Source organism: Cryobacterium shii, assembly GCF_004402595.1.
Lineage (GTDB): Bacteria > Actinomycetota > Actinomycetes > Actinomycetales > Microbacteriaceae > Cryobacterium > Cryobacterium shii.
The window spans coordinates 1-24,067 of the sequence record NZ_SOFY01000019.1 but is presented as its reverse complement, the minus strand read 5'-3'; the positions used below and the strand labels follow the sequence as shown (position 1 = coordinate 24,067).

General features: G+C 64.5%; 19 protein-coding genes, 1 tRNA gene and 2 pseudogenes. 2 read left to right on the top strand and 20 right to left on the bottom strand.

Annotated elements, in window-relative coordinates; genetic code table 11:
• Together E3O49_RS04890 and E3O49_RS04885 are read right to left on the bottom strand one after the other, a co-directional pair.
• Positions 1-432: DUF222 domain-containing protein (locus E3O49_RS04890; protein WP_160141023.1), on the bottom strand; the 432-nt coding region annotated here is incomplete at its 3' end.
• 191 nt (positions 433-623) lie between these two features.
• Positions 624-2,006: a cation:dicarboxylate symporter family transporter gene (locus E3O49_RS04885; RefSeq protein WP_134405845.1), complete on the bottom strand. Its 1,383-nt coding sequence runs from the start codon at positions 2,004-2,006 to the stop codon at positions 624-626.
• A gap of 172 nt (positions 2,007-2,178) precedes the next feature.
• Between E3O49_RS04885 and E3O49_RS04880 the strand changes: the two genes are divergently transcribed.
• Together E3O49_RS04880 and E3O49_RS04875 are read left to right on the top strand one after the other, a co-directional pair.
• Positions 2,179-3,888, top strand: a complete 1,710-nt coding sequence (locus E3O49_RS04880; RefSeq protein WP_134451087.1) for a sensor histidine kinase — start codon at positions 2,179-2,181, stop codon at positions 3,886-3,888.
• On the top strand, positions 3,881-4,585 hold the full coding sequence (locus tag E3O49_RS04875; protein ID WP_134402401.1) for a response regulator: 705 nt from the start codon (positions 3,881-3,883) through the stop codon (positions 4,583-4,585). The genes E3O49_RS04880 and E3O49_RS04875 overlap by 8 nt, the downstream gene beginning before the upstream one ends.
• 184 nt (positions 4,586-4,769) lie before the next feature.
• Here the strand turns inward: E3O49_RS04875 and E3O49_RS04870 are convergent, their stop codons facing one another.
• The 18 genes and pseudogenes from E3O49_RS04870 to E3O49_RS04790 all read right to left on the bottom strand — a co-directional run.
• Positions 4,770-5,282, bottom strand: coding sequence for a mycothiol transferase (locus E3O49_RS04870; RefSeq protein ID WP_134451086.1), 513 nt, complete (start codon positions 5,280-5,282; stop codon positions 4,770-4,772).
• A 109-nt stretch (positions 5,283-5,391) separates the two neighbouring features.
• Positions 5,392-5,461, bottom strand: a tRNA-Lys gene (locus E3O49_RS04865).
• A gap of 337 nt (positions 5,462-5,798) precedes the next feature.
• Positions 5,799-5,967, bottom strand: a pseudogene (locus E3O49_RS18995) (IS30 family transposase); the annotation flags it as partial.
• Positions 5,968-6,242: 275 nt separating this feature from the next.
• Positions 6,243-7,649 carry a rhamnulokinase gene (locus E3O49_RS04860; RefSeq protein WP_134451084.1) on the bottom strand — a complete coding sequence of 469 codons (1,407 nt, stop codon included), beginning with the start codon at positions 7,647-7,649 and terminating at the stop codon, positions 6,243-6,245.
• The gene (locus E3O49_RS04855; protein WP_134434707.1) at positions 7,646-9,679 is read right to left on the bottom strand and encodes a bifunctional aldolase/short-chain dehydrogenase; all 2,034 of its coding nucleotides are present in this window, start codon (positions 9,677-9,679) and stop codon (positions 7,646-7,648) included. The genes E3O49_RS04860 and E3O49_RS04855 overlap by 4 nt, the downstream gene beginning before the upstream one ends.
• Positions 9,680-9,695: 16 nt before the next feature.
• Positions 9,696-10,016, bottom strand: coding sequence for a putative quinol monooxygenase (locus E3O49_RS04850; RefSeq protein WP_134434708.1), 321 nt, complete (start codon positions 10,014-10,016; stop codon positions 9,696-9,698).
• 2 nt (positions 10,017-10,018) lie between these two features.
• Positions 10,019-11,452 (bottom strand): L-fucose/L-arabinose isomerase family protein, encoded by a 1,434-nt coding sequence (locus E3O49_RS04845; RefSeq protein WP_134434709.1) that lies wholly within the window; start codon positions 11,450-11,452, stop codon positions 10,019-10,021.
• A complete protein-coding gene (gene rhaI / locus E3O49_RS04840; RefSeq protein WP_134434710.1) occupies positions 11,449-12,615 on the bottom strand; it encodes an L-rhamnose isomerase in 1,167 nt (388 codons plus the stop codon). Before rhaI ends, E3O49_RS04845 begins: the two co-directional genes overlap by 4 nt.
• A gap of 234 nt (positions 12,616-12,849) precedes the next feature.
• Complete coding sequence (locus tag E3O49_RS04835) at positions 12,850-15,012, bottom strand: right-handed parallel beta-helix repeat-containing protein (RefSeq protein ID WP_134451082.1); 2,163 nt, start codon at positions 15,010-15,012, stop codon at positions 12,850-12,852.
• A gap of 97 nt (positions 15,013-15,109) precedes the next feature.
• Positions 15,110-15,427: an L-rhamnose mutarotase gene (locus E3O49_RS04830; protein WP_134451080.1), complete on the bottom strand. Its 318-nt coding sequence runs from the start codon at positions 15,425-15,427 to the stop codon at positions 15,110-15,112.
• Between the two features lie 79 nt (positions 15,428-15,506).
• Positions 15,507-16,661, bottom strand: coding sequence for a glycoside hydrolase family 99-like domain-containing protein (locus tag E3O49_RS04825; protein WP_134434713.1), 1,155 nt, complete (start codon positions 16,659-16,661; stop codon positions 15,507-15,509).
• 51 nt (positions 16,662-16,712) lie between these two features.
• Entirely contained in the window at positions 16,713-17,507 is a 795-nt protein-coding gene (locus tag E3O49_RS04820) for a carbohydrate ABC transporter permease (protein ID WP_134434714.1), read from the bottom strand.
• A gap of 44 nt (positions 17,508-17,551) precedes the next feature.
• Positions 17,552-18,463: a carbohydrate ABC transporter permease gene (locus E3O49_RS04815; RefSeq protein WP_134434715.1), complete on the bottom strand. Its 912-nt coding sequence runs from the start codon at positions 18,461-18,463 to the stop codon at positions 17,552-17,554.
• Positions 18,464-18,542: 79 nt separating this feature from the next.
• Positions 18,543-19,799 (bottom strand): ABC transporter substrate-binding protein, encoded by a 1,257-nt coding sequence (locus E3O49_RS04810; protein WP_160141022.1) that lies wholly within the window; start codon positions 19,797-19,799, stop codon positions 18,543-18,545.
• A 124-nt stretch (positions 19,800-19,923) separates the two neighbouring features.
• A complete protein-coding gene (locus E3O49_RS04805; protein ID WP_134434717.1) occupies positions 19,924-20,994 on the bottom strand; it encodes a LacI family DNA-binding transcriptional regulator in 1,071 nt (356 codons plus the stop codon).
• Between the two features lie 151 nt (positions 20,995-21,145).
• On the bottom strand, positions 21,146-21,856 hold the full coding sequence (locus E3O49_RS04800) for a hypothetical protein (RefSeq protein WP_134434718.1): 711 nt from the start codon (positions 21,854-21,856) through the stop codon (positions 21,146-21,148).
• Positions 21,857-22,707: 851 nt separating this feature from the next.
• Positions 22,708-23,403 carry a relaxase/mobilization nuclease domain-containing protein gene (locus E3O49_RS04795; RefSeq protein ID WP_134451076.1) on the bottom strand — a complete coding sequence of 232 codons (696 nt, stop codon included), beginning with the start codon at positions 23,401-23,403 and terminating at the stop codon, positions 22,708-22,710.
• A gap of 250 nt (positions 23,404-23,653) precedes the next feature.
• Positions 23,654-24,067: pseudogene (locus tag E3O49_RS04790) on the bottom strand (IS3 family transposase); the annotation flags it as partial.

Here is a 24,067-nt window from a genome sequence, read left to right as displayed (position 1 = left end):
GGTCAGCGTGCCCGCCGATTTCAACACGGCCGCTTCGAATTTCACCCGCCCTTCCGCGGGCACCGACCAGGCCTGATTGACCACCACCTGCGCGTGCCGGTAGCTGATCTCGCCCGCCGCCAGCGCCGCCCGGGTCGCCGGGAGTTCCTGGGCCAGGGCCCGGCTCTCGGCGACCAGGTTCTCCGCGGTGCGCTGCGGCACCCGGATCGTGCAGGCCAGCTCGCTCGAGAACTCCCGTTCGGCGACCTCACGTGCGTCTCGCCGGGCCCCCGGCACCCGGGCATTGTGCGCGATGGCCTGCCCGAACCGGCGGGCATCCTCGACCCGTTCGGCCCGCCGGGCGAAGGCCGCGGCGATGTCGCGTTCTGCCTCGGCGATGGCGTCGAAATGCCGGCCCATGGCCTCTCGCTCTTCGATGAATGACGGCTTCATGAGACCTACGCTAGGGGCACCCACCGACACTGCCCCGGCATCCGTGGATGCTGTGGATAAGCCGATCAGACCCACATTGTGGAGGAGGAAGCGAGCCCGGAAACCGCGGATGCCGCCCGGGGAAGATTTCTCCCCGGACGGCATCCGCCCCCCATTTCGGTCTCACCCCCCGGTCAGAGGCCCGGTCTCGCTCAGACGGTGAGTGACGCCGTCTGAGCCGCCTTTTCGTTTTCCCGTGCCGTCTCGGCCGCGGTCGGCACACCGTGGTGGGCGATCATCGTGGTCTCGTCGAAGGGGGCGTGGCGGTCGAGCACCAGGTCAACCTGGGCCCGGTCGATCTCCTTGGTCCAGGAGCCGATCAGAACCGTGGCGACGGCGTTGCCGGTGAAGTTCGTGAGCGCACGGGCCTCGGACATGAACCGGTCGATGCCGACGATGAACCCGACACCGTCGAGCAGCTGCGGCGCATGCGACTGCAGACCGGCGGCGAGCGTCGCGAGTCCGGCACCCGAAACGCCGGCGGCACCCTTGGACGCGATGATCATGAAGACGAGGAGCCCGATCTGCTCGCCCAGGTTGAGCGGCTGGCCCATGGCGGTCGCGATGAACAGCGACGCCATCGTGAGGTAGATGGCGGTGCCGTCCAGATTGAAGGAGTAACCGGTGGGAACTGTGACGCCCACGACCGGCTTGGACACGCCGAGGTGCTCCATCTTGGCGATCAGGCGCGGCAGCGCGGCTTCGGAGGAGGAGGTCGAGAAGATCAGCAGGTATTCGCGGCCGAGGTAGCGCATCAGCTTGAAGATGTTGACGCCGGTGACGACCTTGAGCAGGCCGCCGAGGATGACGACGATGAAGAGTGCACAGGTCAGGTAGAACGCACCCATCAGAGCGAAGAGACTGATCACGGCCTGAATGCCGGTGGCACCGACGACGGCGGCGATGGCACCGAAGGCACCGATCGGGGCGAGCCACATGACCATGATCAGGATGCGGAAGACCAGGGCCTGAACGTGCGCGATGCCTTCGAGGATCGGCTTGCCGGCCGCTCCCATCTTCTGCAGGGCGAAGCCGGCGATGAGCGCCACCAGGAGGGTCTGCAGGATGTTGCCGGCGGTCAGCGCCGAGAACAGGGTGGTCGGGATGATGCCGAGGAAGAAGTTCGTTTCGACGGCTTCCGGCGGCACGAAGGTGGTCGAGTTGAGGTCCAGACCCGAACCCGGCTTGACCAGGTTGCCCACGAACAGGCCGATGCCCAGCGCGAAGGTCGACATGATCAGGAAGTAACCCAGGGCCAGGCCGCCGATCCGGCCGACCGTGGCCGCCTTGGCGATGGATCCGATGCCGAGGACGATCGTGCAGAAGATGATCGGCGAGATCATCATCTTGATCAGGGCGATGAAGATGTCACCGAGGGGCTTGAGCGATACGGCGAATCCGTCTGCGCCACCGAAGAGCAGGCCCACGACGACGCCGAGGATCACCGCGACGATGACCGCCATATAGAGATAGTGGGATTTGTCGAACTTCTTCTTCGCCGGCTTTGCAGCACGGGTGGAGGGCAGCGATGCCATGTCAAGACTCCTTTGTCTGGTAACTAGGCTGGAGGCAGGCGCCAGATGCGCCCGCGGCGAGCCGTGGTGAAGTCCACACTGGTCGACCGGGTCCGATACACCGTCGTTGCGGTCATATTGGTCACGGATGCCCGCAGGCGAACGGCCGCACACGGCGCGAAAGAAGGATGCGATGGGGCACGACTGGAGCATTGCGCGTCGCCTGTTCCTGGCGAACGCGCTCTTCATCCTCGCGATGACTGTCTTCGTGGGCACGGCCGCTTTCGTCGACGCCCGGGACCGCGGCTTCGCGGAAGCCGAGAACCGGATGCTGTCGGTCGCGACCTCGATCGCCGACAGCCCCCTGGTGCTGGCGGCCGCCCGCTCGACTGATCCGAGCCGCATCCTGCAGCCCTACGCGCTGCGGGTGACCGAGGATGCCGGGCTCGACTTCATCACGATCATGGCCCCCGATCGTACCCGCTGGACCCACCCGACGCCGTCCGAAATCGGGCGGCCCTACATCGGCACGGTCAAGCCTGCCCTGGCCGGGGAGCCCTTCACCGAGGTCACGACCGGCACCCTCGGGCCATCCGTGCGTGCGATCGTGCCGGTCACCGATGACACGGGTGCCGTGCTCGGCCTCGTGGCCGCCGGAGTGAAGACGAGCAACCTCTCCATCGCCCTGAGCGCACGGCTGCCGGCCGTGCTGGCCGTGGCCCTGATCCTGCTGGCGGCCGGCACGGTCGCCAGCTGGCTCCTCGGACGCTACCTGAGCCGGGTCACGCTCGGCTGGGGGCCGGAACAGCTGGCCCAGCTGTTCGTCTACTACGACTCCGTGCTGCACTCCGTGCGTGAGGGGCTCGTGCTGGTCAACCTCTCCGGTGAGGTCGTGCTCTACAACGACCAGGCCGCTCGGCTGCTGGGCGTACCGGTCCGGGTGACCGCGGTGCCGTCGCCCGGACCGGGCCGGCGGGCATCCGTCGCGGCCGCGCTCAGCCTCGACCGGCTCGACCTGCCCCCGGGGCTCGGTGCCCTGCTGCAGAGCGGCCGGTCCGCGGTCGATGAAATCCACCTCACCGACACGCGCGTGCTGGTGGTCAGCCAGAAGCCCGCCCTCCTGCCCGCCGTCGGCCGCCACCAGCCCGCACCCATGGGCTGGGTCGCCACCATCCGCGACCACACGGACATGCAGCACCTGGGCAGTGAGCTGCAGTCGACGCGCACGCTCTCGGATGCCCTCCGCGCCCAGACCCACGAGCACGCGAACCGTCTGCACACCATCGTGTCCCTGATGGAGCTCGGGCGCGGTGCCGAGGCCCTCGACTTCGCGACCAGGGACCTCGAACTGAGCCAGCAGCTGACCGACGACATGATCGACTCGGTCGACGAGCCGGTGCTCAGCGCGCTCCTGATGGGCAAGTTCGCCCAGGCCAGTGAGCTCGGGGTGCTGCTGACCGTCGAGGCGGCCGGGTCGCTGTCCGATTCCGGCCTGTCGGGCCAGGACCTGGTCACCGTCGTGGGCAACCTGGTCGACAATGCCCTCGACGCGGCCGCCGGCGGTGACGCACCCCGCACCGTGCACCTGACCGTCAGGGCGACCGCGCACGTCGTCACCATCGAGGTCGCCGACAGCGGTCCCGGCGTCGCGCCGGAGGCCGTGACCGACATCCTCCAGCGCGGATACAGCACCAAGGAGCCGGGCGCCTACGGCCGAGGCCTGGGGCTCGCCCTCGTGCGGCAGACCGTCAAACGGCTCGGGGGCGACCTCACCATCACCCGGCGCGTGGGTGCCCTGTTCACGGTCACGCTCCCCCACCGGGACGCGGCGGGCATCAGCGCGACTCCCGGCCCGGCTACCGGCGTGGCCGTCGCGGAACCGACGGGAGCAGCGCATGGCTGAGCGGGACATCCGGGTTCTGGTCGTCGAAGACGACGCCATCGCGGCCGAGGCCCATGCGGCCTACCTCGGGCGGCTGCCCGGTTTCGTGCACGCCGGGACGGCCTCGGACGGCCATTCCGGCCTGCGCGCCCTCGCCGCGGCCTCGGCGGCCGGGCAGCCGATCGACCTCGTCCTGATGGACATGACCCTGCCCGACCTGCACGGCCTCGACGTCAGCAGACGGATGCGTGCCGCCGGCCTGACCACGGACATCATCGCCATCACGGCCGTGCGCGAACTGCAGATCGTGCGCGGTGCCGTGGCGGCCGGAATCGTGCAGTACCTGATCAAACCGTTCACCTATGCGACCTTCGCCCAGAAGCTGGCGCACTACCGGGATTTCCGGATCCACCTGGGTGCCCGCACCGCTGTGACCAGCCAGAACGACGTGGACCTCGCCTTCGCCAGCCTGCGCACACCCGCCGACCTGCCCCGGCCCAAGGGCCTGTCCGAGGGCACGCTGGGTGCGGTGATCGAGCTCCTGAAGCTGCAGACCGCACCCGTCTCCTCCAGCGAGGTGATGGAGAAGCTCGGAATCTCGCGGGTGACCGCCCGACGCTACCTGGAGCATCTGGCCGACACGGGAACGCTCGACCGGCAGCCCCGCTACGGAACCCCGGGACGGCCGGAGAACGAATACACCTGGAAGCGCCGCTAGGGCGGCCGGGCCCGCCCGGTGCGGCCGGTGCGGCGTCCAAACGGCGTGCCCGAACGAATTCGACGGAGATTCTGCCGGAAACAGCCCTGAACTGTACCGAAAGGGCACTTTTAGATCAGAATCTCCGTCGAATTGGCTCAGAGCCGGGCGTCGGTTTTGGCCGGGCGTCGGTTTTGGGCGGGCGTCAGAGTCCGGCGCGCTCCGCCAGACCACGCACGTAGGCCGCCTGGCCGGCGTGCTGAAGGTCGTCCGCGAGCACGCTCACCAGCCGGACCGCCAGAGTGACCGGCGGCGTCCACCGCAGGTCGACGACCCGGCCGAAATCAGCGGCGACCAGGGTCGGCAGCCACGCGACCGTGCGGGAATGGACGGCGTCGAAGTAGCCGCCCAGGTGGTCGGCGTCGGGGCGCACCTGCCCCACCTCGAGGGCGGTCTGGCCGTATCCGGTGGCGTCGTTCTCGAACGGAAGGGCGAAACGCTCCGCCCACCCGGCTGCGGTCCAGAGTTGTTTCTCCTCCATGATCTCGGACAGGTGGTCGTCCTGCACCCGGGTCAGGTGCCAGACCAGCCAGGCGACCGAGTTCGCCTGCGAATCCGGCCGGTATGCCAGAATCTCGGGGCCGGCATCCGCGAGCACGTTGTGGACTGCGCCGCGGATCCGGCCGTAGGCATCGATCAGCAGTTCGCTCGACAGCATCCGTGCTCCTTCGTCCGTTTCGAGACAGAGTAGCCCCGGCGATTCCCGCCACAACGGCACAACCCGCAGGCGCAAAAAAAGACCGGCTTTCGAAGAAGCCGGCCCCTGCTGGTGCACCCCCCCGGACTTGAACCGGGAACCCACTGATTAAGAGTCAGTTGCACTGCCAATTGAGCTAGGTATGAGCACCACGGTGCCAGTGGGCTGAGAACCCGCCGTTACGGATGGATGTCGCTTTGCCCGGTTGAGTTTACGCCGATCTGGTTCCGTCTGTTGCCGAGTAGTTCCCGTTGCTTTGTGGAGAGTTTCTGGCGAGCGGGTCAAATTCGCCGATCCCCAACGGTAGGTGACTCCCCGCGGCCGGAGCGCGGTCCGCCCCTTCCATTTGGCCAATCTTTCTTTGAGTTAATACTGACACCTCACGCGCTTCCCGGTGGCCGACGAGGCTTGCGAGCAACGACAGCGACGCCAAGCCGAGCATCAGGTCGACGGCCATGTCGACGTGCCGGGAGTCGGAATTGCCGTTGACCTTCGTTCAGTCACGTCCCCATTTTGCTTCTCGGGATACCGCATCACACTACCGTCGGGGTAGATCCGGCCCCGTTTGATGATCGTGATCCCTTTGTCCCAGTCCGTGGCGGATCGGGGCATCCGCGCCAACCTGTGCTCTGGCTTTCGCTCGGGTGGGAGTAGGAGGCCAAGCATTCGGCTATGGCCTTGCCGCAGGGTAGCCGCCGCACGGTTAGGCAAAAACTGCGCGGCATCAATAGCGTCCAAGTCCCGCATTCGCGTGGTCGCACGGACCTTTAGCGGATTTCAAAGTACGTTCGAGACCGTTCCGGTCGAGACGCCCGCAATTTTCGCAACCGCGGCGAGGCCGAGCGGCTTCTTGCCGGCCAGGGATCCTCCTCGACACCTGGCGTTTAGAGTGCAATTGGGTTCAATGCACCCCTATTTGGTTCAACCTTTTGGAAGGTGTCTCCTGGGCGAGAACGCCGTGGCGACGAGGGAGCGCAGCGATTCGAGCGATCCGTCCACGAGCCCGTGGGTCCGCGCTTGTACGAGCACGTTCCCGACAGCGGTCGCCTCGACGGGGCCCGCGAGCACGGGCATCCCGGCTCGGTCGGCGATGAGCTGGCACAGCAGTTCGTTCTGCGAGCCGCCGCCGACGATGTGGATGACCGAGACCGTCTTCCCCGACAACTCCGATGCCGAGCGCACGGCGTTGACGAACGCGACCGCGAGGCTCTCGATGATGCTGCGGACGAACTCGACCGGGCTCCGGGGGGCCGACACGCCATGATCGCGGCACCACTCCGCTATGCGGGCGGGCATCTCGCCCGGAACCAGGAACGTGGGGTCGTCCGCGTCGAACACGGATACCGGGGTGGCGAGCGCGGCAGCGGCAGCCAGCAGCCCGGGCAGCTCGAGGGTCGGATCAGTCCGCTGCCAGTCGCGCACCGACTCGCTCAGGATCCACAGCCCCATGACGTTGTGCAGGAACCGCACCTGCCCGTCGACGCCGCCCTCGTTGGTGAAGTTCGCCGCGCGCGCGGCGTCGGTAAGTACCGGATGCTCGAGTTCAACCCCCACGAGACCCCATGTTCCACACGAGATGTACGCGAAGTCGGGGTTTGTCGCGGGAACCGCCACGACCGCCGACGCGGTGTCGTGCGAGCCGACCGTGGTGACGGTCATGCTGCTCGCCACGTCGACGGACGGCAGCAGCCCGCCGAGCGGGGTTCCGGGGGTCACGAGCGACGGCAGCACGCCGCGCGGGAGGCCGAGCCGCTCGATGAGCGCGTGGTCCCAGTCGCCTGTCGAGATCGACAGCAGCCCCGTCGTCGAGGCGTTGGTCTGCTCGGCGAACTGCTGGCCGGTGAGCCAGTAGTTGAACAGGTCGGGGATGAGCAAGAAGCCGTCGGCGAGGTCGAGCACACCCGCCGAGCGGTCGGCGGCGAGCTGGTACAGGGTGTTGAACGAGAGGAACTGCAGGCCGTTGGCGGCGTACAACTCCTGGGGGCCGACGAGGGCGTGCGTAGCCTCGACCGCCGGGAGGTTGCGCTCGTCCCGGTAGTGGTACGGGGTGCCGAGCATCCGGCCGCCCCGCATGAGCGCGTAGTCGACGGCCCACGAGTCGACGGCCACGCTCGCGATGGCGGGGTCTTCGCGCACGGCGGCGCCGAGACCAGCGACAACGCTGCGATAGAGCTCGAGGATGTTCCAGTGCAGGCCGTCGATCGTACGCACCGGAATGTTGGGGAAGCGCGCGACGGGGCGCACGCTCAGATGGTTGTGGCTGACGTGCCCCAGCATGACCCGGCCGCTCGTGGCGCCCAGGTCAACTGCGGCAAGACTCGCGATCATCGCAGGAAGGCGGCGGCCACGCCCGCATCCACGGGGATGTGCAGGCCGGTCGTGTGCGATAGGTCGGGGCCGGTGAGAACGGATACTGCGTTCGCGACGTTCTCCGGCAGGACCTCGCGCTTGAGGATGGTGCGCTGGGCGTAGAATCTGCCCAGATCCTCCTCCGCGACCCCGTAGGTCTTGGCGCGGTTGGCGCCCCAGCCCGCGGCGAAGATGCCGGAGCCGCGCACGACTCCGTCGGGGTTGATGCCGTTGACCTTCACGCCGTGCTCGCCGAGCTCGACCGCGAGCAGACGCACCTGGTGCGCCTGGTCAGCCTTAGTCGCGGAGTAGGCGATGTTGTTCGGCCCCGCGAACACTGAGTTCTTCGAGGAGATGTAGATGACGTCGCCGCCCATCTGCTGCTCGATGAGCACGGGGGCGGTGGCCTTCGAGACCAGGAACGAGCCCTTGGCCATGATGTCGTGCTGGAAGTCCCAGTCCTTCTCGGTGGTCTCCAGCAGCGGCTTACTCAGCGAGACGCCGGCGTTGTTCACGACGATGTCGATGCCGCCGAAGGCGAGGAGGGCATCCTGCACCATCTGGTCGATCGCGGCGGAGTCGGTGACGTTGACCTGCAGGCCGACCGCGATATCCGTGTTACCGATCTCGACGGCAGCTTCCTGCGCCTTGGCGAGGTCGAGGTCCGCGATGATGACGCACGCTCCGTCGGCCGCGAGGCGCGTCGCGATGGCCTTGCCGATGCCGGAGGCGGCGCCGGTCACGAGGGCGATGCGCGTGGCGTGTGACTTCGGCTTGGGCATTCGGGCGAGCTTGGCCTCTTCGAGGGCCCAGTATTCGATGCGGAACTTTTCCGCGTCGCTGATGGGCGCGTAGCTCGAGATCGCCTCGGCGGCGCGCATGACGTTGATGGCGTTGACGTAGAACTCGCCGGCTACACGCGCGGTCTGCTTGTTGGCGCCGTAGCTGAACATGCCCACACCGGGCACGAGCACGATGAGCGGGTCGGCGCCGCGCATCGCCGGGCTGTCTGCGACCTTGTGCTTGTCGTAGTAGGCCGTGTAGGCCTTGCGGTAGGCCTCGTGCAGCTGCTTGAGTCGCTCGATCGACTTCTCGACGGTGGCGTTCGCGGGCAGGTCCAGCAGCATGGGCTTGACCTTGGTCCGCAGGAAGTGGTCGGGGCAGCTCGTGCCGAGCGCGGCGAGCTTCGGGGCATCCGCCGAGGCCAAGAAATCGAGAACGACGTCGGAGTCGGTGAAGTGGCCGACCATGGGGCGGTCGTGCGAGGCAATGCCGCGGATGGTCGCCGCCAGGGCCGCGGCTTTGGCGCGACGTTCTGCCACGGGGAGCGCGGCGTTCTTCGCGACCGCGCGACCGAACGGGGCCTTCTTGCCCTTCGCCGCGATGAACTCCTCGGCGGTCGTGATGATCCAGAGGCTATTCTTCTCGGCCTCCTCAGAGGTCTCGCCCCACGCCGTGATGCCGTGGCCGCCGAGGATCACACCGATCGCCTCAGGGTTCGCGGCCTTGATCGCCGCGATGTCGAGGCCGAGCTGGAAGCCGGGACGACGCCAGTCCACCCACGCGACCTTGTTACCGAAAGCTTTCTTCGTGAGCTTCTCCCCGTCCTTGGCGGTCGCGAAGGCGATGCCCGAATCCGGATGAAGGTGGTCGACGTGTGCCGCATCGACCAGGCCGTGCATGGCGGTGTCGATGGAGGGAGCGGCCCCGCCCTTGCCGTGGAGCGTGTAATCGAAGGCCGCGACCATCTCGTCCTCGCGGTCGGTTCCCGGGTAGACGTCGACGAGCGCGCGGAGGCGGTCGAGCCGCAGTACCGCGAGGCCGGCCTCGGTCAGGGTGCCGAGGTCGCCGCCGGATCCCTTGACCCAGAGCAGGTCGACGGACTCACCGGTGACCGGGTCGGTCTCGGTGCCCTTGGCGGAGGTGTTGCCTCCGGCGTAGTTGGTGACGCGAGGGTCGGAACCGAGACGGTTGCTGCGCGCGATGAGGTCGGCGGGAGTTGAAGACAAGGGAGGAACTTCCTGGTTAGAGGGGAATGCTCCCCTTGGCGGGGTCGCCGAGGGGTACGTTGTCGAGGAACCACACGTCGTATGGTTTGGTCAGCAGGTCGGCGTTCAGCTCGTTGAGCCGCTGGAGCGGTGCTCCCGCGGCGTGAGCGTCGAGGTCGGCACGGGTGGTCCAGCGCTCGACCATGACGACGGTGTCGCCATCCTGCTCGAGGTGCGCGGCATACAATTCGCAGCCGGATTCCTCGTGCACGAGCGGAGACACCTCGCGGAAGGACTCGATGACCGCAGCGCCCCTGCCAGGCTTGGCCGAGAGCACCGCGACGACGGTCAACGCCACGATCAGACCTGCCTGAAGTCGATGCCGAGCAGGCTCGCCGCGGCCTTGTAGTCGCCCGCGCGGTGACCGAGCGAGAGCGACCAGTGGTGACCGATGCCGGTCGCCGACCACTCGTCGACCCACTCACCCGGGTCGCGACCGAAGTCGACGCGCGAGGTCGTGTTGCCGATGGCCAACAGCGGTCCCGGCACGACCGTGCCCTGGGATGCCAAGAACGCGAGCTTGCCGTCCTGATCCTGCCCGAGGCCGAGCAGGGTGACGGGGCCGGGCTGCACGTCGAACTCGACGCTCACGCCGTAGCCGCGCTTGCCGTGGTAGACCCCGAGGCCGCGCAGCAGCGGGTCCTTAGACGAGACCGCGAGGTGCGCGGGGCCGTCGTGGCCCATCTCGACGACGCCATCCACGAAATTGAGGGCCTGGATCTCGGTGAACGAGCCGCCCGCGCCGATGACGTGGGTGGCGAGTTGGGCGACCGTGGTGCGCAGCTCGTACTCACCGGTGGCCGGGATGCCCCGTGCCGTGAGCAGCGACGCGCCGAGGATCATTCCCGCGCCCAGGCGCTCGTGCTGCTCGCCGTCGAGTCCGCGGTGGTAGTACGCGAGCGAGTCGAGGTCGAAGTCCTCGATGAGCCGGTCGAGGGCCACCGAGACAGTCGCGCCCCAGGCGAAGTCGTCGTCGACGACGGTGTCATCCAGCGTGAAGATCTGGCGCGCGAGGTCCATGCGGGCCGCGGTCTCCGCCTCGGTGACCTTCTCGACGCGCTGGCGCAGGTCGTCGAACTCGAGAACCTCCACGTGCGAGCCGAACGTGGTCGGCAGCAGGGTGAGGTCGGTCGAGACATCGAGCATGCCGGGGTAGACGTGGCCCATGAGGCCGTGACGGGCGTGGCGCAAGGCGGCACGGATGTGCGCGGCGTTGATCCACTGCTCGATACGGGTCCACGCCGATTCCTGGCGGAGGTGACCCGACACGGAACGGAACGGGATGCCCGCCCGGCGGAACACGTTGCCGACCTCGGGCACGGGGCACTGCCCGCAGTATGCGAGCCACAGGCCGGTGTCGAAGTTGGCGTGATCCATCTTCTCGGTCGGCTGCAGGTCGATCACGAGTACCGGGGTCTTCGAGCGCTGTGCGATCGGCAGCACCATCGAGGAGGTCAGGTACGTGGTGAGGAACATGACGATGAGGTCGCAGTCGGCCTCGCGCAGCTTCTCGCCCGCGGCGACACCTTCCTGGGCGTCGGAGATGAAGCCGACGTCGACGACCTCGGCATCCAGCTGCTGGAACCGGTCGGAGACGTAGCGGGCGGAGTCCTGCAGCTGGGGCAGCAGCCCTGGGAACTGCGGCCAGTAGGTGCCGAGACCTCCGGCCACGAGGCCGATGCGGGTCTTGCGGCGCGTCTTGGCCGGGAGCAGTGTCGAAAGGTCGGTCATCATGCCCCCCAGCTTGCCTGCTGCCCACCCACGCGGTCGGCAGCGATCTTCGCCTGGTATCCGGATGCCGCGTACGCCGCCGTGGGGTCGCCCGCGAGTCCGCGCGACTCGCGCCATGCGGCGAGGTCGGGGCGAACATCCGTGTAGAACGCGTCCATGAGGATGCCGTTGGCGCCGAGCACGTCGCCCGCGTCTTGCGCGGCCTTGAGCGTGTCGGTGTCGACGAGCAGTGCGCGCGCCGTCATCTCCTGCACGTTGAGCACGGAGCGGATCTGGCCGGCGATCTTGTCCTCGACGTTGTGGCACTGGTCGAGCATGAAGGCCACGCCCGAGTCGGCACCGTAGCCGCCGCCGCGCACGACCTCGAAGAGGATGCGGAACAGCTGGAACGGGTCTGCCGCGCCCACGATCAGGTCGTCGTCGGCGTAGAAGCGCGAGTTGAAGTCGAACGAGCCGAGCTTGCCGAGGCGCAGCAGCTGCATGACGATGAACTCGATGTTGGTGCCGGGCGCGTGGTGTCCGGTGTCGAGGCAGACGAGGGCGCGGTCGCCGAGCGCCGCGACCTGGGCATAGCTGGTACCCCAGTCCGGGACATCCGTGTGGTAAAACGCCGGCTCGAAGAACTTGTACTCGAGAACGAGGCGCTGGTTCTCACCGATGCGGTCATAGATCTTCTGCAGCGACTCCTGCAGGCGGTCCTGACGGCCCCGGATGTCGCCCTGGCCCGGGTAGTTGGTGCCGTCGGCGAGCCAGATCTTCAGGTCACGTGAGCCGGTGGCATCCATGATGTCGATGCACTCGAAGTGATGGTCGATCGCCTTCTGGCGCACGGCAGCGTCGGTGTGCGTGAGCGAGCCGAACTTGTACGCGTCGTCTTGGAAGGTGTTGGAGTTGATGGTGCCGAGGGCCACACCGTGCTCCTGCGCGAAGGCGGAGAGCGCGGCGTAATCGTCGACCTTGTCCCACGGGATGTGCAGCGCGACCGACGGCGACAGCGCGGTGTACTTGTGCACCTGCGCGGCATCCGCGATCTTCTCCTGGGGAGTGCGGGGCGTTCCGGGAGTGGTGAACACCTTAAAGCGCGTTCCGGAGTTGCCGAACGCCCACGAGGGAAGTTCGATCTCCTGCTCCGCGAGCAGCGTCGCGACTGCGGCAAAGGATTTCATGATGGTCCTCTTCGTTGAGTCAGTCAGGGACACCGTCGTATGCGGCGGTGCCGATGCGAGTGGTGAACTGTTTCACCGAAGCAACCCTAGCAGCCCAGAGCTCGAGAATCGACTTCCCGCTTCCGGCGAGTAGCGGAAGATTTGCCCGCGCGGATTTACACACTGCAAACCCCGCCAGGATGTAGCTGGCGGGGTTTGCTTAGCGAGTGATCTATCCTCTGAGCAGTGAAGGCATTACTGGTAACTGATACTCGGAGTCCAACTGGTTGCTGCGCCGGTTGCGTTGCCGGCGTACACGACGAATCGAATCGTGTCGCCAGCTGCGACCGCGAGGGTCACGTCTGCGTCGACTCCGTTGCGATCGCCCGCTGACAGGTTGTAGTACGAGCCGCCTGCCGTCGGCCAGACCGGGGTACCGTTCCGTTCAATGAGGACACTCGACCCTGCCGCCGTCACGGCATTCATTGCGACTCGGCCAGTAATGCGTACCGTACCTGCGCTCGGTGCGGTCCACGTCCGAGCGACCCACTGAGACGAACCCACTCCGGGCGTCAAAGTGAAAGCGTCGATACTGGACCCTCCCCCCGCTGACCATTTCGATGGGACCGCCGTATACGTAGCCATGTTGGTCCAGACTCCAGAATCGCTATAGGTTTGGGAGGCCCAGCCATTCTGGCCTTGGGTTGAAGAGAATTGCGAGGCCGCCGGGTAGATCGAACTCACCGAGAGATTGTTCGATTGCGTGACGTTCGTAAGGGGGGGATTCCCGTTGACGTTGCTAATGAATCCGTTGGGCGAGACCTGGTACACGTTGTCGCGAATGGTCGCTTGGGGTGGCGTCGACACGTAGGAATCGATTGCGATGTGGCCTTTCTGGCCGGAAGCACCGTTGTTGTAGAAGGCGTTCTGCTCGATAACCGTTCCGGTGCTGAAGTCGTTCGATCGATTGGCGAGCTGGAGCATCTCTACTCCCGCGCCCGCGTTGTTTGCGAATAGGTTGCCGCGGATCCGGACGTTGTTGACCGCATACTCAAGATCGATACCAGTCTGATCATGAGTGGAGTTGTCCGGCATATTCGCAACGACATTATTTTGAATCACTACATCGTCAACCGCGGTGAGGAAGAAGCACGTCGTGCCCTGAGGTTCGTAGACGTGACCCTTGCAATCAAGCCAGTTCCCAACGAATTTGACATTGGAAGAGGCCTCAATCGCAATCATCGGTGCTTTCGCTTCCTCGAAGCGATTGTTCGTGACGTCGATATTGGAGAACGTCGACGGCGCGTAGGACGGTGTGCCCGTGAAGCCAGGGTCGGCCATTAGGTACACGCCCGACGTGTTCTGTGTGCGGTTGTCACGGATTGAGATGTTCGACAGCACATTCTGCCCAAGGCTCGTTGTCGGCACTCCTGCCGCCGTGATTGTGATCGCCGATGAGTTTTGGGTGTCCGGATAGTCAGCGACCTCGCCACGTCCATTGAAGATGCCGAACAGATCGTGAGCCCACAGGCCGTGAACGTCGAGACCTGTATGGCCGAGACTCGTGAAAGGGATCAGGAGGCCCATGCCCGCGTTCGTCAGTTCCAAATCCTGAATATGCCAATAGTCGGGATTTGTCACAATCACGGTGCGATCTGTCGCCAAGCCAGATCCGTGAATGATAGGCAAGGCGCCAGCGCCATAGGCGCCCAGTGTGATCCAGCTCGAGCTTGTTCCGCTTCCGGTAAGACGAAGTGGCCCGGCGAAACTTGCTCCTCTGGCCAACAACACTTGGGCACCCGGGGCGAGGGTCCTATCGTTGACGGGTGTGAAGTCGCACCATGGGGTGGACGTTGATGTTCCGGCACCGGAGTTTGAGCAGGAGCTGCCGACACGATTGTCGACGTATCGGGTGCCCGTAATAGAAGTGAGACCGTCGTCCACAGAGATCAGATCGATGTCGGTGTAGGTGCCTTGACCGGTCGAGTCCGAACGAACGGTGACAACGAGCGTGTGTGAGCCTCCCGGCAGACCCGACGCCGTGTAGAGGACCTGCTGCGTAAGCGTGGTCGGCGAATACGAGTCGACAATGGTCGTCGCACCGCAATTGCTGCCCGAGCCATCGCAAACTTTCACGTCAGCACGCCCGTGCAACGAATTCGTGCCACCGATCAAAGTCACCGATACCCCAGTGAAGGCGACGGTTGCCGTCGCACCGGCAGATGTGGCGTAGTGAGCGTCGCCGTTTGCGTACCCGCTCGGTGGGTTGGTGGTGTAAGTCCATCCCGATGAATAGCTAAAGGCGGGGGCTGAGTCATTCAGAGTGCTTACGGCGGCGGATGCGGGCTGCTCGGTTGGTACCGCTATTGCAATCGCCGCCGCTGTTATTAATGCGAGCCCCAGTGCGAGTGCACGCATGCGTGGGTGGGATGTGGGTGGCATCGTTGACAACCTTTCCGTAAGTGAACTGTTTCACTGACGTTAGTGCCCCGGCCCAAGGTTGGCAAGAGCATCGCTAATCGAGGTGGAACACCAGATCGAGATCGGTCGAGACGGGTGACAGGTCCTCGTTGGTTGGCATGATCTGTGCCATGTATGACCACCACGCCTTGGTGATCTCGGTGTCTGCGCCGCGGGACCACAGATCCATACGATCAACCTCGACATAGACGATGACCACGCCCAACGCGGGCGCGGCAAAGATCGAGAAGTTGCGACCGCCGTGTGCGGTGATAGACGTTCGCATGTCGTCGCTCATGTCTCGGTGTCGGCGCGCGTACTCCGGCAGCGCCTCAGCTGGCAACTTGAGTGCCAGCGCGATTCGTGTGGTCACTCGGGCGGCTCCCCAAAATGGGGCATCGCCTCATTGGATGTGACTAGGGCCAATGGCCGGCAACAGCCCCGGCTGGACGTCACGGTCTTGCCTCTGCTCGCGAGTGACGGTGCCGTGCTTCGCGAAGAGCTTCCAGATAGCCGAGGCCGTGATGGGTGTCAGGAAGAAGGCTTGATCCTTCAGTCCATTCGTTCCAGGCGTTGATTGTGATCAGCGGGTGGTCCGTGGGATGACGGTCGAGGAACCGAAGCGCTTCCTCCACGGCCTCCTGGAATTGCGTAGGGTCAGGGTCTGCCGCTGGTATCCAGGGGTAGGACCCAAGTTCGAATGGGATTGCGAAATCTGTGCGCGGCGTAGAGTCCCACCCCACCGTGACATTGGGGTAGAAGGGCACGCCAATACTTCCAGCGATACGTTCATAAGACTCGAACGCGAGGTCTCGCACGTGATCCCAATCAGCTGCTGGGAAGCCAACTTCATCAGCGGACGCATGATGAATCCATACATAGGACGAAGCTGAATCGAAGTCGAGGGACGAGAGAAGATTTCTTGGGTCGCCGAGCGACGTGGATCCAGGGAGTTCATTCTGACCGCGGACGACGCCATCAAGGTGAATGCCAGCATGACCTCGGGTTCGGGCGTGGCTTCCGAACCACTGAAGTGCGTCTTTTGTGGCTTCAACGCCGCCAAGACCAGTAACCAGAGTGTCGAGGTCGTAAATCGAGAGGAACGGCCGATCCCCCATTTTCAGATAGTTGTCCTCGGCAAAGTATTTGTCGGTGACGTGCCGTGCCATTTCCTCGAACGCGGACCGGCCGACGTCGCCTGAAACGAGGAGTTGGCCGCTTCCATCCACATTTCGTGAGGGAAAGATATCTACCAATGCGTGATTTGCCCACATGAGGGCGAATTTCACTTCCTTGCATCGCGGCGCTGGAAGAAATCCTTCATCGAGAGCGCGCTGAAGGAAGGGGCCGTCCTCGTACCAGTAGTAATCGAACAAGAAGCCATCTACTCCGTGGCTTACCGCGAGATCTATTTGTGTATCCATTGCGGCTGGGTCAGCTTCGTCAAACTCGCCAAGCGCCGGGATGCGGGGTTGGCGGTGGCCCGGAAATCTAGGGGATGCGGTTCGCAGAAGATCCCATTCTGTCCAGCCTTTGCCGAACCACTCGGAGGAGCGTGGGTCGGTGTGCCAGTTGGGGAAGTAGTAAGCGAAGATCTGAGCTGTCATTGGCCTTATCAATCAAATGGGTGGTCAGGGGGTGAGGTTGTTGTGTCGTAGTTAGCTACGCAACGCGCCGGCGGTCAGTCCGGAAAGAACAAACTTTTGAAGCGCAATGAAAGCGATGAGGACGGGGACGAGCGAAAGAACGGCGCAGGCGAAGAAAACGGGCACGTCGTTGTTGAAAGTGCTTTGGAACCCGATGGTGGCCTTCGGGAGTGTTTGGTTCGCCTTGGACTGAAGAAAATAAAGGCTGACGATCAGGTCGTTCCAGACCGTGATCGTCGACAGGATCGCGACAGTTGCTGTTGCTGGTTTCAGAAGGGGAAAGACCAGGCTGGTGAACACGCGAAGGTCGCTAGCACCGTCGATCTTTGCCGCTTCCTCGAGCTCGCGGGGGACCCCTGACAGGAAGCCGTAATACAAGAAGACAGCCAAAGGGATCCCCGCCCCGATTTGAATGAGAATGACACCGGGAAGGTTGTCGACGAGTCCGGCTCCAGCCCACATTTTGTAAAGGGTCGGCAAGCCCAATTGAAAGGGAACGATCAGGCCGAGCGCAAACACAGTGAACAGTCTCGAGCCGGCTCGCCCTCGCCAGCGTGAGAGTGCATACGCCGCTGCCGACGACAGGGCGATGATTGCAGCTACTGATACGGCCGTGACCGCCATGGTGTTGGCAAAGGCGGTGCCGAGCTGACCCTGATTCCATGCGGTCGCGTAGTTCTCGAAATTCAAACCTGCTGGGATCCCCAGGGGGTTGGCGCTGTACTCCTGCTGAGTCCGGAACGGAATGATGAACAAGTACGCAAGTGGGACAAGAATGAGAACCGCCCAGATAATCGCGGGAATCACACTCAATCGTTTCGCGAAAGTTTCTGAGGGCGAGTGTGGACGCGTCACGAGTTGCGGGCCTCTCTTCTGCGCAGCACCGCAAGTGCGACCAGCGCCACGATCATGGTGAGTATGGTCAGCGTTACGCTGATGGACGCGGAGTAGCCGTAGTTGGAGGTTGCGCCTTGGGTGACGACTCGCATGACAACGGTGCGAGTCGCGTCTCCCGGACCACCGCCAGTAAGTACATACACGACGTCGAAAATCTTCAGACCACCGATGAGCGTGAGGACGATGTTTATCGTCGCAGCCGGTGAGAGCAGCGGCCAGGTGATCTGGCTGAACTGCTGCCACCGTGATGCGCCGTCGAGCTGTGCGGCTTCGTACAGCTCCTCGGGAATGCTTGTGAGGCCAGCAAGAAAGATCAGCATGGTAAAGCCGGACCATTGCCACAAGTTCATCGCGATCACGGCAGCCATCGCGAGCTTGGGATCTCCCAGCCAGTTGGCGCCGATGAATTCGAGCCCTGTGGATTCCGCAAGCGCGGCAAGTATCCCGGTGCGCGGATCAAAGATGATCGTCCCGATGAAGCCGAGCACCACGCCGCTCACCGCTATCGGCATCACGACAATCAGTCGAACGCCAACGATGAACCGACTCGTCGAACGCAAAGACAGGGCGAGAATCAGGCCGATCAAGATCTGCAGGGGCGCGTTTATGGCAGTGAACACAAGCGTGTTGACGAACGCCGTACGCGTGGCAACGTCCGCGCCGATGTGCGCGAAATTTGCCAGACCAACCCAACCGAAGTCTTGGGTGAATCCGTTCCAGTCAGTGAACGCATATCCCGCGTTCATCGCCACAGGTACCAGCATCACAATCGTGAAAATCGCAAGTGCAGGCACGATGAACAATGTTCGGGTAGCTCGTTCACCCAGGGCGAAACGTCGTCTGGTGGGCAGGCTATAGCTCGTCATGTTTCTCCTGAAGTCGATGGTTGGACAGACGTCGCCCGAACCAACTAGAAGGTCCGGGCGACGTCATTGCGCCTACCGACTACTGCGCCTGGGCTCCGTCCAGAGCCGCTAGCACTGAAGCGACATCACCATTGCCAGCGAGGATGCTCTGCAGTCCAGTCTGCAGCGCCGTGTTGGTTGCTGGTGTCAATCCGGACTGACCTGAATCACCCGACTTCTTCTGCAGTGCAGGAAGGATCTCCGCGATAGCGGGATCGAGCGTGGGTTCTGCGCCCTGTACGGTAGGCAGCGCTGCTGCGGTTGTCAGGAATCCAGTTGCAACATTCGGGTCCGCAAGGTAGGCGAGGAACTTCAGGGCTAGATCAGAGTTCTTTGCTGCTTCCGGGACCGCAAGCACGCCCTGATAGTAGCTCAGAACTGCGGGAGTCTCGCCAGCGGCCACGTAAGGCAGCGGGAAGTAGCCGAGGTTGATGTCCTTGTTCGCGGTTCGAATGGCAGGGATGGCGAAGTCGCCCTGAATGAGCATTGCGGACTTCCCGGCGGCAAAGTCTTCCGCCGAAGACGGCCAGGTTACCCCTGAGGCGTCGGGAGAGAAGCCACCTGCGTTCACGAGGTCCGAGAAGTCCTTGACCATCGTCTTCCAACTGTCGTTCTCGCTGAACTTGATTGAGCCATCGGCTAGTCCGGCGGCAGTCTCGTTACCGGGGTCAGCGAACGCTGGGTCGCTAGCGGCCATGGCCTGTGCATTCACCATGAGAGGCCAGCCATCCTTCGCGCCCACAGCCAGCGGGGTTACCCCGGTCGCTTTCAGAGTGGCGACTGCGCTGAGGAACTGATCCCAGTCGGTCGGGACCTCCAGACCATTGGCCTCGAAGATGTCCTTATTGTAGAACACGCCCGCGGACGCGAGGGACGTAACCAGTCCATACGTGTTGCCACCTGTCACACCTGAAGCAGCGGCGACCCCCGGAACCAGTGTGCTCACCCACGGCTGATCTGAGAGATCACGAAGCAGGCCGGCGTCGATGTATGACGCGGCCCCGGCAAGCGGATTCAGAACCTCGAAGATGTCAGGGGCGTTGTTGCCCTGAATTCGAGTGGTAACGAGGCTGTCGTAAGTGGCATCTCCTGGAACAACCTCAAGGTTGACCTTGATCCCGGGGTTATCCGCCTCGAAGCCAGCAACGGCGTCGACGTACTTCTCTCCGGCGGCGCCGCCCGTGTAGGTGACAAATGTGATGGTTCCGCCAGTGGAGTCTCCAGCGGGGGTCGAGCTGCAACCTGCCATAGACATCGCGACTACCGCGGATGCGGTAAGGATGACCATCTTCTTCATTGAAGATTTCATGATCTCAGACTTTCTTTCTCTGGCGAGCCAGACTCGAGGTGTGCTTGGGCTGTGGGTGAACCATTTCACCTTGGGTCGAAGTTACCGTCTCGAAACGGTCGCGTCAAGTCCGTCAGTCCTGCGGGCGCCGCCTGCTCGCCTTGTTGGTTGGGCCCTCGAGCCCTGGAGTAGCCACAGACCTCGTTGATTCCCTAACTATCAGGTTAGGTTTCAGGAGCAGCTGTTGATGAACGTGGCCCGGCCTGAGCTCGTCGAGAAGGAGCTGCGCGGCTCTTATGCCCATCTCGTATTGCGGCACTGACACTGTCGTCAACGGAACCACCGCAAGCTGCGCCGCGGCAATATTGTTGAATCCGACAACGGCCATCTCGCCAGGGACCCTTATGTCTCTGCGTAGCAATTCGTTGAGCACCGCGAGTGCCAGCGTGTCGCTAGCCGCGAATATCGCGGTAGGTCGTGGATCTAGCGCGAGAACCTGATCAGCAAGAAATGCCCGGTCCTGGACAGTAACACCGGCCGCGTCAACTCGTCGAAGCGAAGCGTCCGGAGAGAACGGGGACAGCGCGGTTAGAGCGCCCAGATAGCGCTGCTCAATCTGATGTTCGCCGCCCGGGCCACCAAGAAACACGATGTCTGTGTGACCGAGCTCAATCAAGTGCTCAATGGCGAGTTGGCCGCCCAGCCGATCATCGAAGCTGATGGCACAAGTATCGTCGTCCCACTCACCGAGCACGACCAGCCCGGCGCCGGAAGCTCGAAGGCCACGGAATGGAACATCGCTGTGTTCAAACGACGGCATGACAATCGCCCCGGTGACTCGCATTTCTGCGAGGACCTTAACGTAGGAACTCTCATACTCCTGTTTCCCCTTCGTGTTACATGAGACTAGGACGATTCCGGCACTCCGGATAACGTCCTCGACACCTCTTGCAACCTCAACAAAGAACGGATCAGGGGAGTCTGAAACGACAAACCCAATCGCCGGCGACCGGCCGCCGTGCATGGTTCGTAGCGCTCGATTCGGCACAAACTCAAGATTCTCGATGGCTTGTTCGATGCGAACACGTGTCTTCGGTGAGATTGGCTTAACATCATTGAGGTAATTTGACACCGTGCCCAGCGACACGCCAGCAACGCGAGCAACGTCACGAATCGTCGATCCTGATGGACTCACAGCGCTCATCTCCTGGCCTCCGTAGTTGTCTTTATTCGCCCCATGTTCGATTGGTCTCGCTAGCACTTTACCGCGGGCCGGGAATTCTCGTGTCAATCGCACTTCAACGTTCCGTCGCAGACCGAAGCTGCGCGGTCACCAGATACCAAGAGGGGGTCGCTCATCTCTCCAGCCCGATCTGAAGACCCGACGCGGCCATCGGGGTCTTCGGGCGGGACGAATTCGGGCGTGCCCCCTTGACGGCGTCGCGTGGAGGGCGGGCCTGGTCGACGTCGTCCTGCTTCCATGCGGTCGCCGCGGTGGCCCGGTCGGAGGCGGCCTCGATGCCTGCGACGTGCAACTCCCGCCAATCGGCCGAGTCCCACGACAACTCCGCGTCGTCCCCGATGTCGGCGGCGCGGTCCTGGTCGTCGCGAGCCTGCGCGTGGCGCTCGTCGCGGTCGGCCCGCTCGGTGGCGCGATCGGCGAGCGTGGCTCGCACCACGACGGGATCGGCGCCCGTCTCCAAAACCTCGACGTCGTACCGGTCCCGCAGGTCTTGGCGGATGCGGCTCTCAGCGTCGCCGGTGGCCTGATCTTCGTCGCGGAACGTGACGGCCGTTTCGTAGGCGCGGGCGACGGCGCGCACCTGGGTTTGGTCCCTCCACGACGACTCGTCGACGGGAGCGAGCTCGGCCCGCGCGGCGACTTTCTGCGCGTCGAGCTGCGCCTGCAGCTGACGTGCTTCCTCGAGGTCGCGGCGCGTCGCCCACTGGGCGGCGTCCTGTCGTGCCTGGACCGCTGAGCGGGCCAACTGCGCCGCAGCCATGAGCTGCTGGCAGATATTCCCCTCGGCTTCTTCGAGCACTCCATCGGCCTGTAGCTCTGCCATGGCTCTCCCCTATCTCTCGGCGCCGCGCTCGGGCGGCGTAGTCGGTACCTGCGGCCGCGGCGCGGGCTGCCTGCTGGCCGTGTCGGCGCCTGCCCTCCGGTGGCCTGGCGCAGCGTCTCGGTCATCGGGATCTCAGCCGCGACATCGCCTGCAGAATCACTGACGAGTTCGGGCATCCGGGCTCGCACGGCATCCAGTCGCGCGCCGAGCGCGTTATGGATTCCCGCGGCACGGCGTGACTCGTTCACGGCTTGGTGCATCGAGTAGATCGCCTGCGCTGTGCGCATCAGCTGACGGAATAGCATCGCCTCAGCCTGCGTGCCCTGGCCATGCGTGGTCGCCGTGGCTAGGAGGTTCGCCGCGCCCGCGATCGAGCGAGGACCGGCCGTGTTCTTGCGTCCCACGTCGCGGGCCCTGATCTGAGCCGTGCGGGCGAGGGTCCGCGAAGCGTCCGCGAGCGGGCCAGGTGTCGCCTCGACCCACTGCGACCATGCGGCGAATGCGCCGCTGGTTTCGCGGGCGACGCGCGCCCATGTCGCGCGGTCGGTTGGGTCGACCGCGCTCAGCTGGTCGCGCAGCTGCGTCACCTGGTCCGTATACTCGCGCCACAGCTCAGGGCCGGGCTCGTGCTGCTCACGGCCGGGAGTTACCGGCGTGTACCGCATCGGGTTTCGCCAGGTCGCTTGCCACTCGTCGACGCCGACCTGCGCCGACTGTGGGGTGTCCGGCCAGCCGTCCCGAAGCCGCGGCAAGGTCAGGTCACGGGCGAGTCGCCCACCCCCATGCCAGACGATCGTCTCGTCCCGACTCCCGGGTCGAAGCGCGACGGAGTAGCCGGCCACGATATCGTCTCAATCGGCGGCGAAGCGGGACCGCACAAGCACGCCGGCCTGGTGCAGCCTGCGCACGAACTCGCCCTCGTCGAGTGACGCTGCGGCAGCAGCACGCTCGCTCCGCTCGAGGCGCACGGACGCCAACGTGTCGTCGCCGTGGCGGTTGGCTATCTCCCGCTCCCCCGGGCGCTCTCCGCGCATGGCCATGTCCGACCCGCGCGACTCGAGCAGCTGCAGCCCGTGCTCCTGCTCGAGCTCGCGGGCGATCGACTGAGCCCGCGAGTAGTCGTGGTGGATCGACGCCTTGGTGCCGTCCTCCCGCACCAGGTTGACGGCGATGTGGATGTGGTCGTTGCCGGCCTTCGACAGACCGTGCCGAACGGCCACCCACCGGCAACCGGCCTTGCCGGATGCCTCAGTGAATCCCATCCGGTCGACGAACTGCTCCGCGATCGTCGCCCAGTGCTCGTCGGTCAGCTGCCCCTCCTCAGCACGGAGGCTGAGGCTGGCGTGCCAGACGTGGCCGCCGTTGACCTCGACCCCGAACGCCGTCCGGGGCTCGTCGAGGTGCTTGGCGACCGCCAACGCCGTCGACGGCGCAAGCTCGCTGTCACCGAAAAGGGTGAAGGTCGCAGAGTCGCCGTTCACCAAGTGCGGCTCGGCGTGCTCGTTCGAGCGCCCCTCCCCCGCGAGGTAGCTCAGCAGACCGCCCATGCGGTCGTTCGCGTGACGTTCGGCATCACGAGTCGGCCAGCCGATCAACCGCCGCGGTGACCCTCGGGAACAACCCACGTAACTCGGCAGTGACCGCCTTGGCCTCGGCCGGGAAGTTCCCTCCGCGTTCGCGTACCGGGCCAGCTCGTTCAGGTTCGTGGCAATGCCGGCGACCTTTCGACGGACACTGAACAGCTCCGCGATCGCCGCCTTCCGTGAGCTGCCGCGGAGATTTCGGACAGCGGAATTAGTGTTTNATGACGTCGCTGCGTGCTTGCGTCTTCGTCGCGTACACGGTCCGGTAGACGCGCTCGTTCTTCAGCATCGAGAAGAACGATTCGGCCATGCTGTTGTCCCAGCACACGCCCGTGCGGCCCATCGAGGACCGCATGCCGAGGCTGGTCACCAGGGCCCGGAACTCGGCGGACGTGTACACGCTGCCGCGGTCGGAGTGCCAGATCGCGTCCGGCTCGATCCGGGTCGTCGCGGCCGCGTTCTTGAGGGCGTCGGCGACGAGTTCGGTGCGCATGTGATCGGCGATGGACCAACCGACGACTTTCTTCGCGTAGCAGTCGATGACGGTCGCGAGGTAGATGAAACCCTGCCAAGTGTGGATGTACGTGATGTCGCCGACGAACTTCACCCCGGGCCGGTCGGCCGTGAA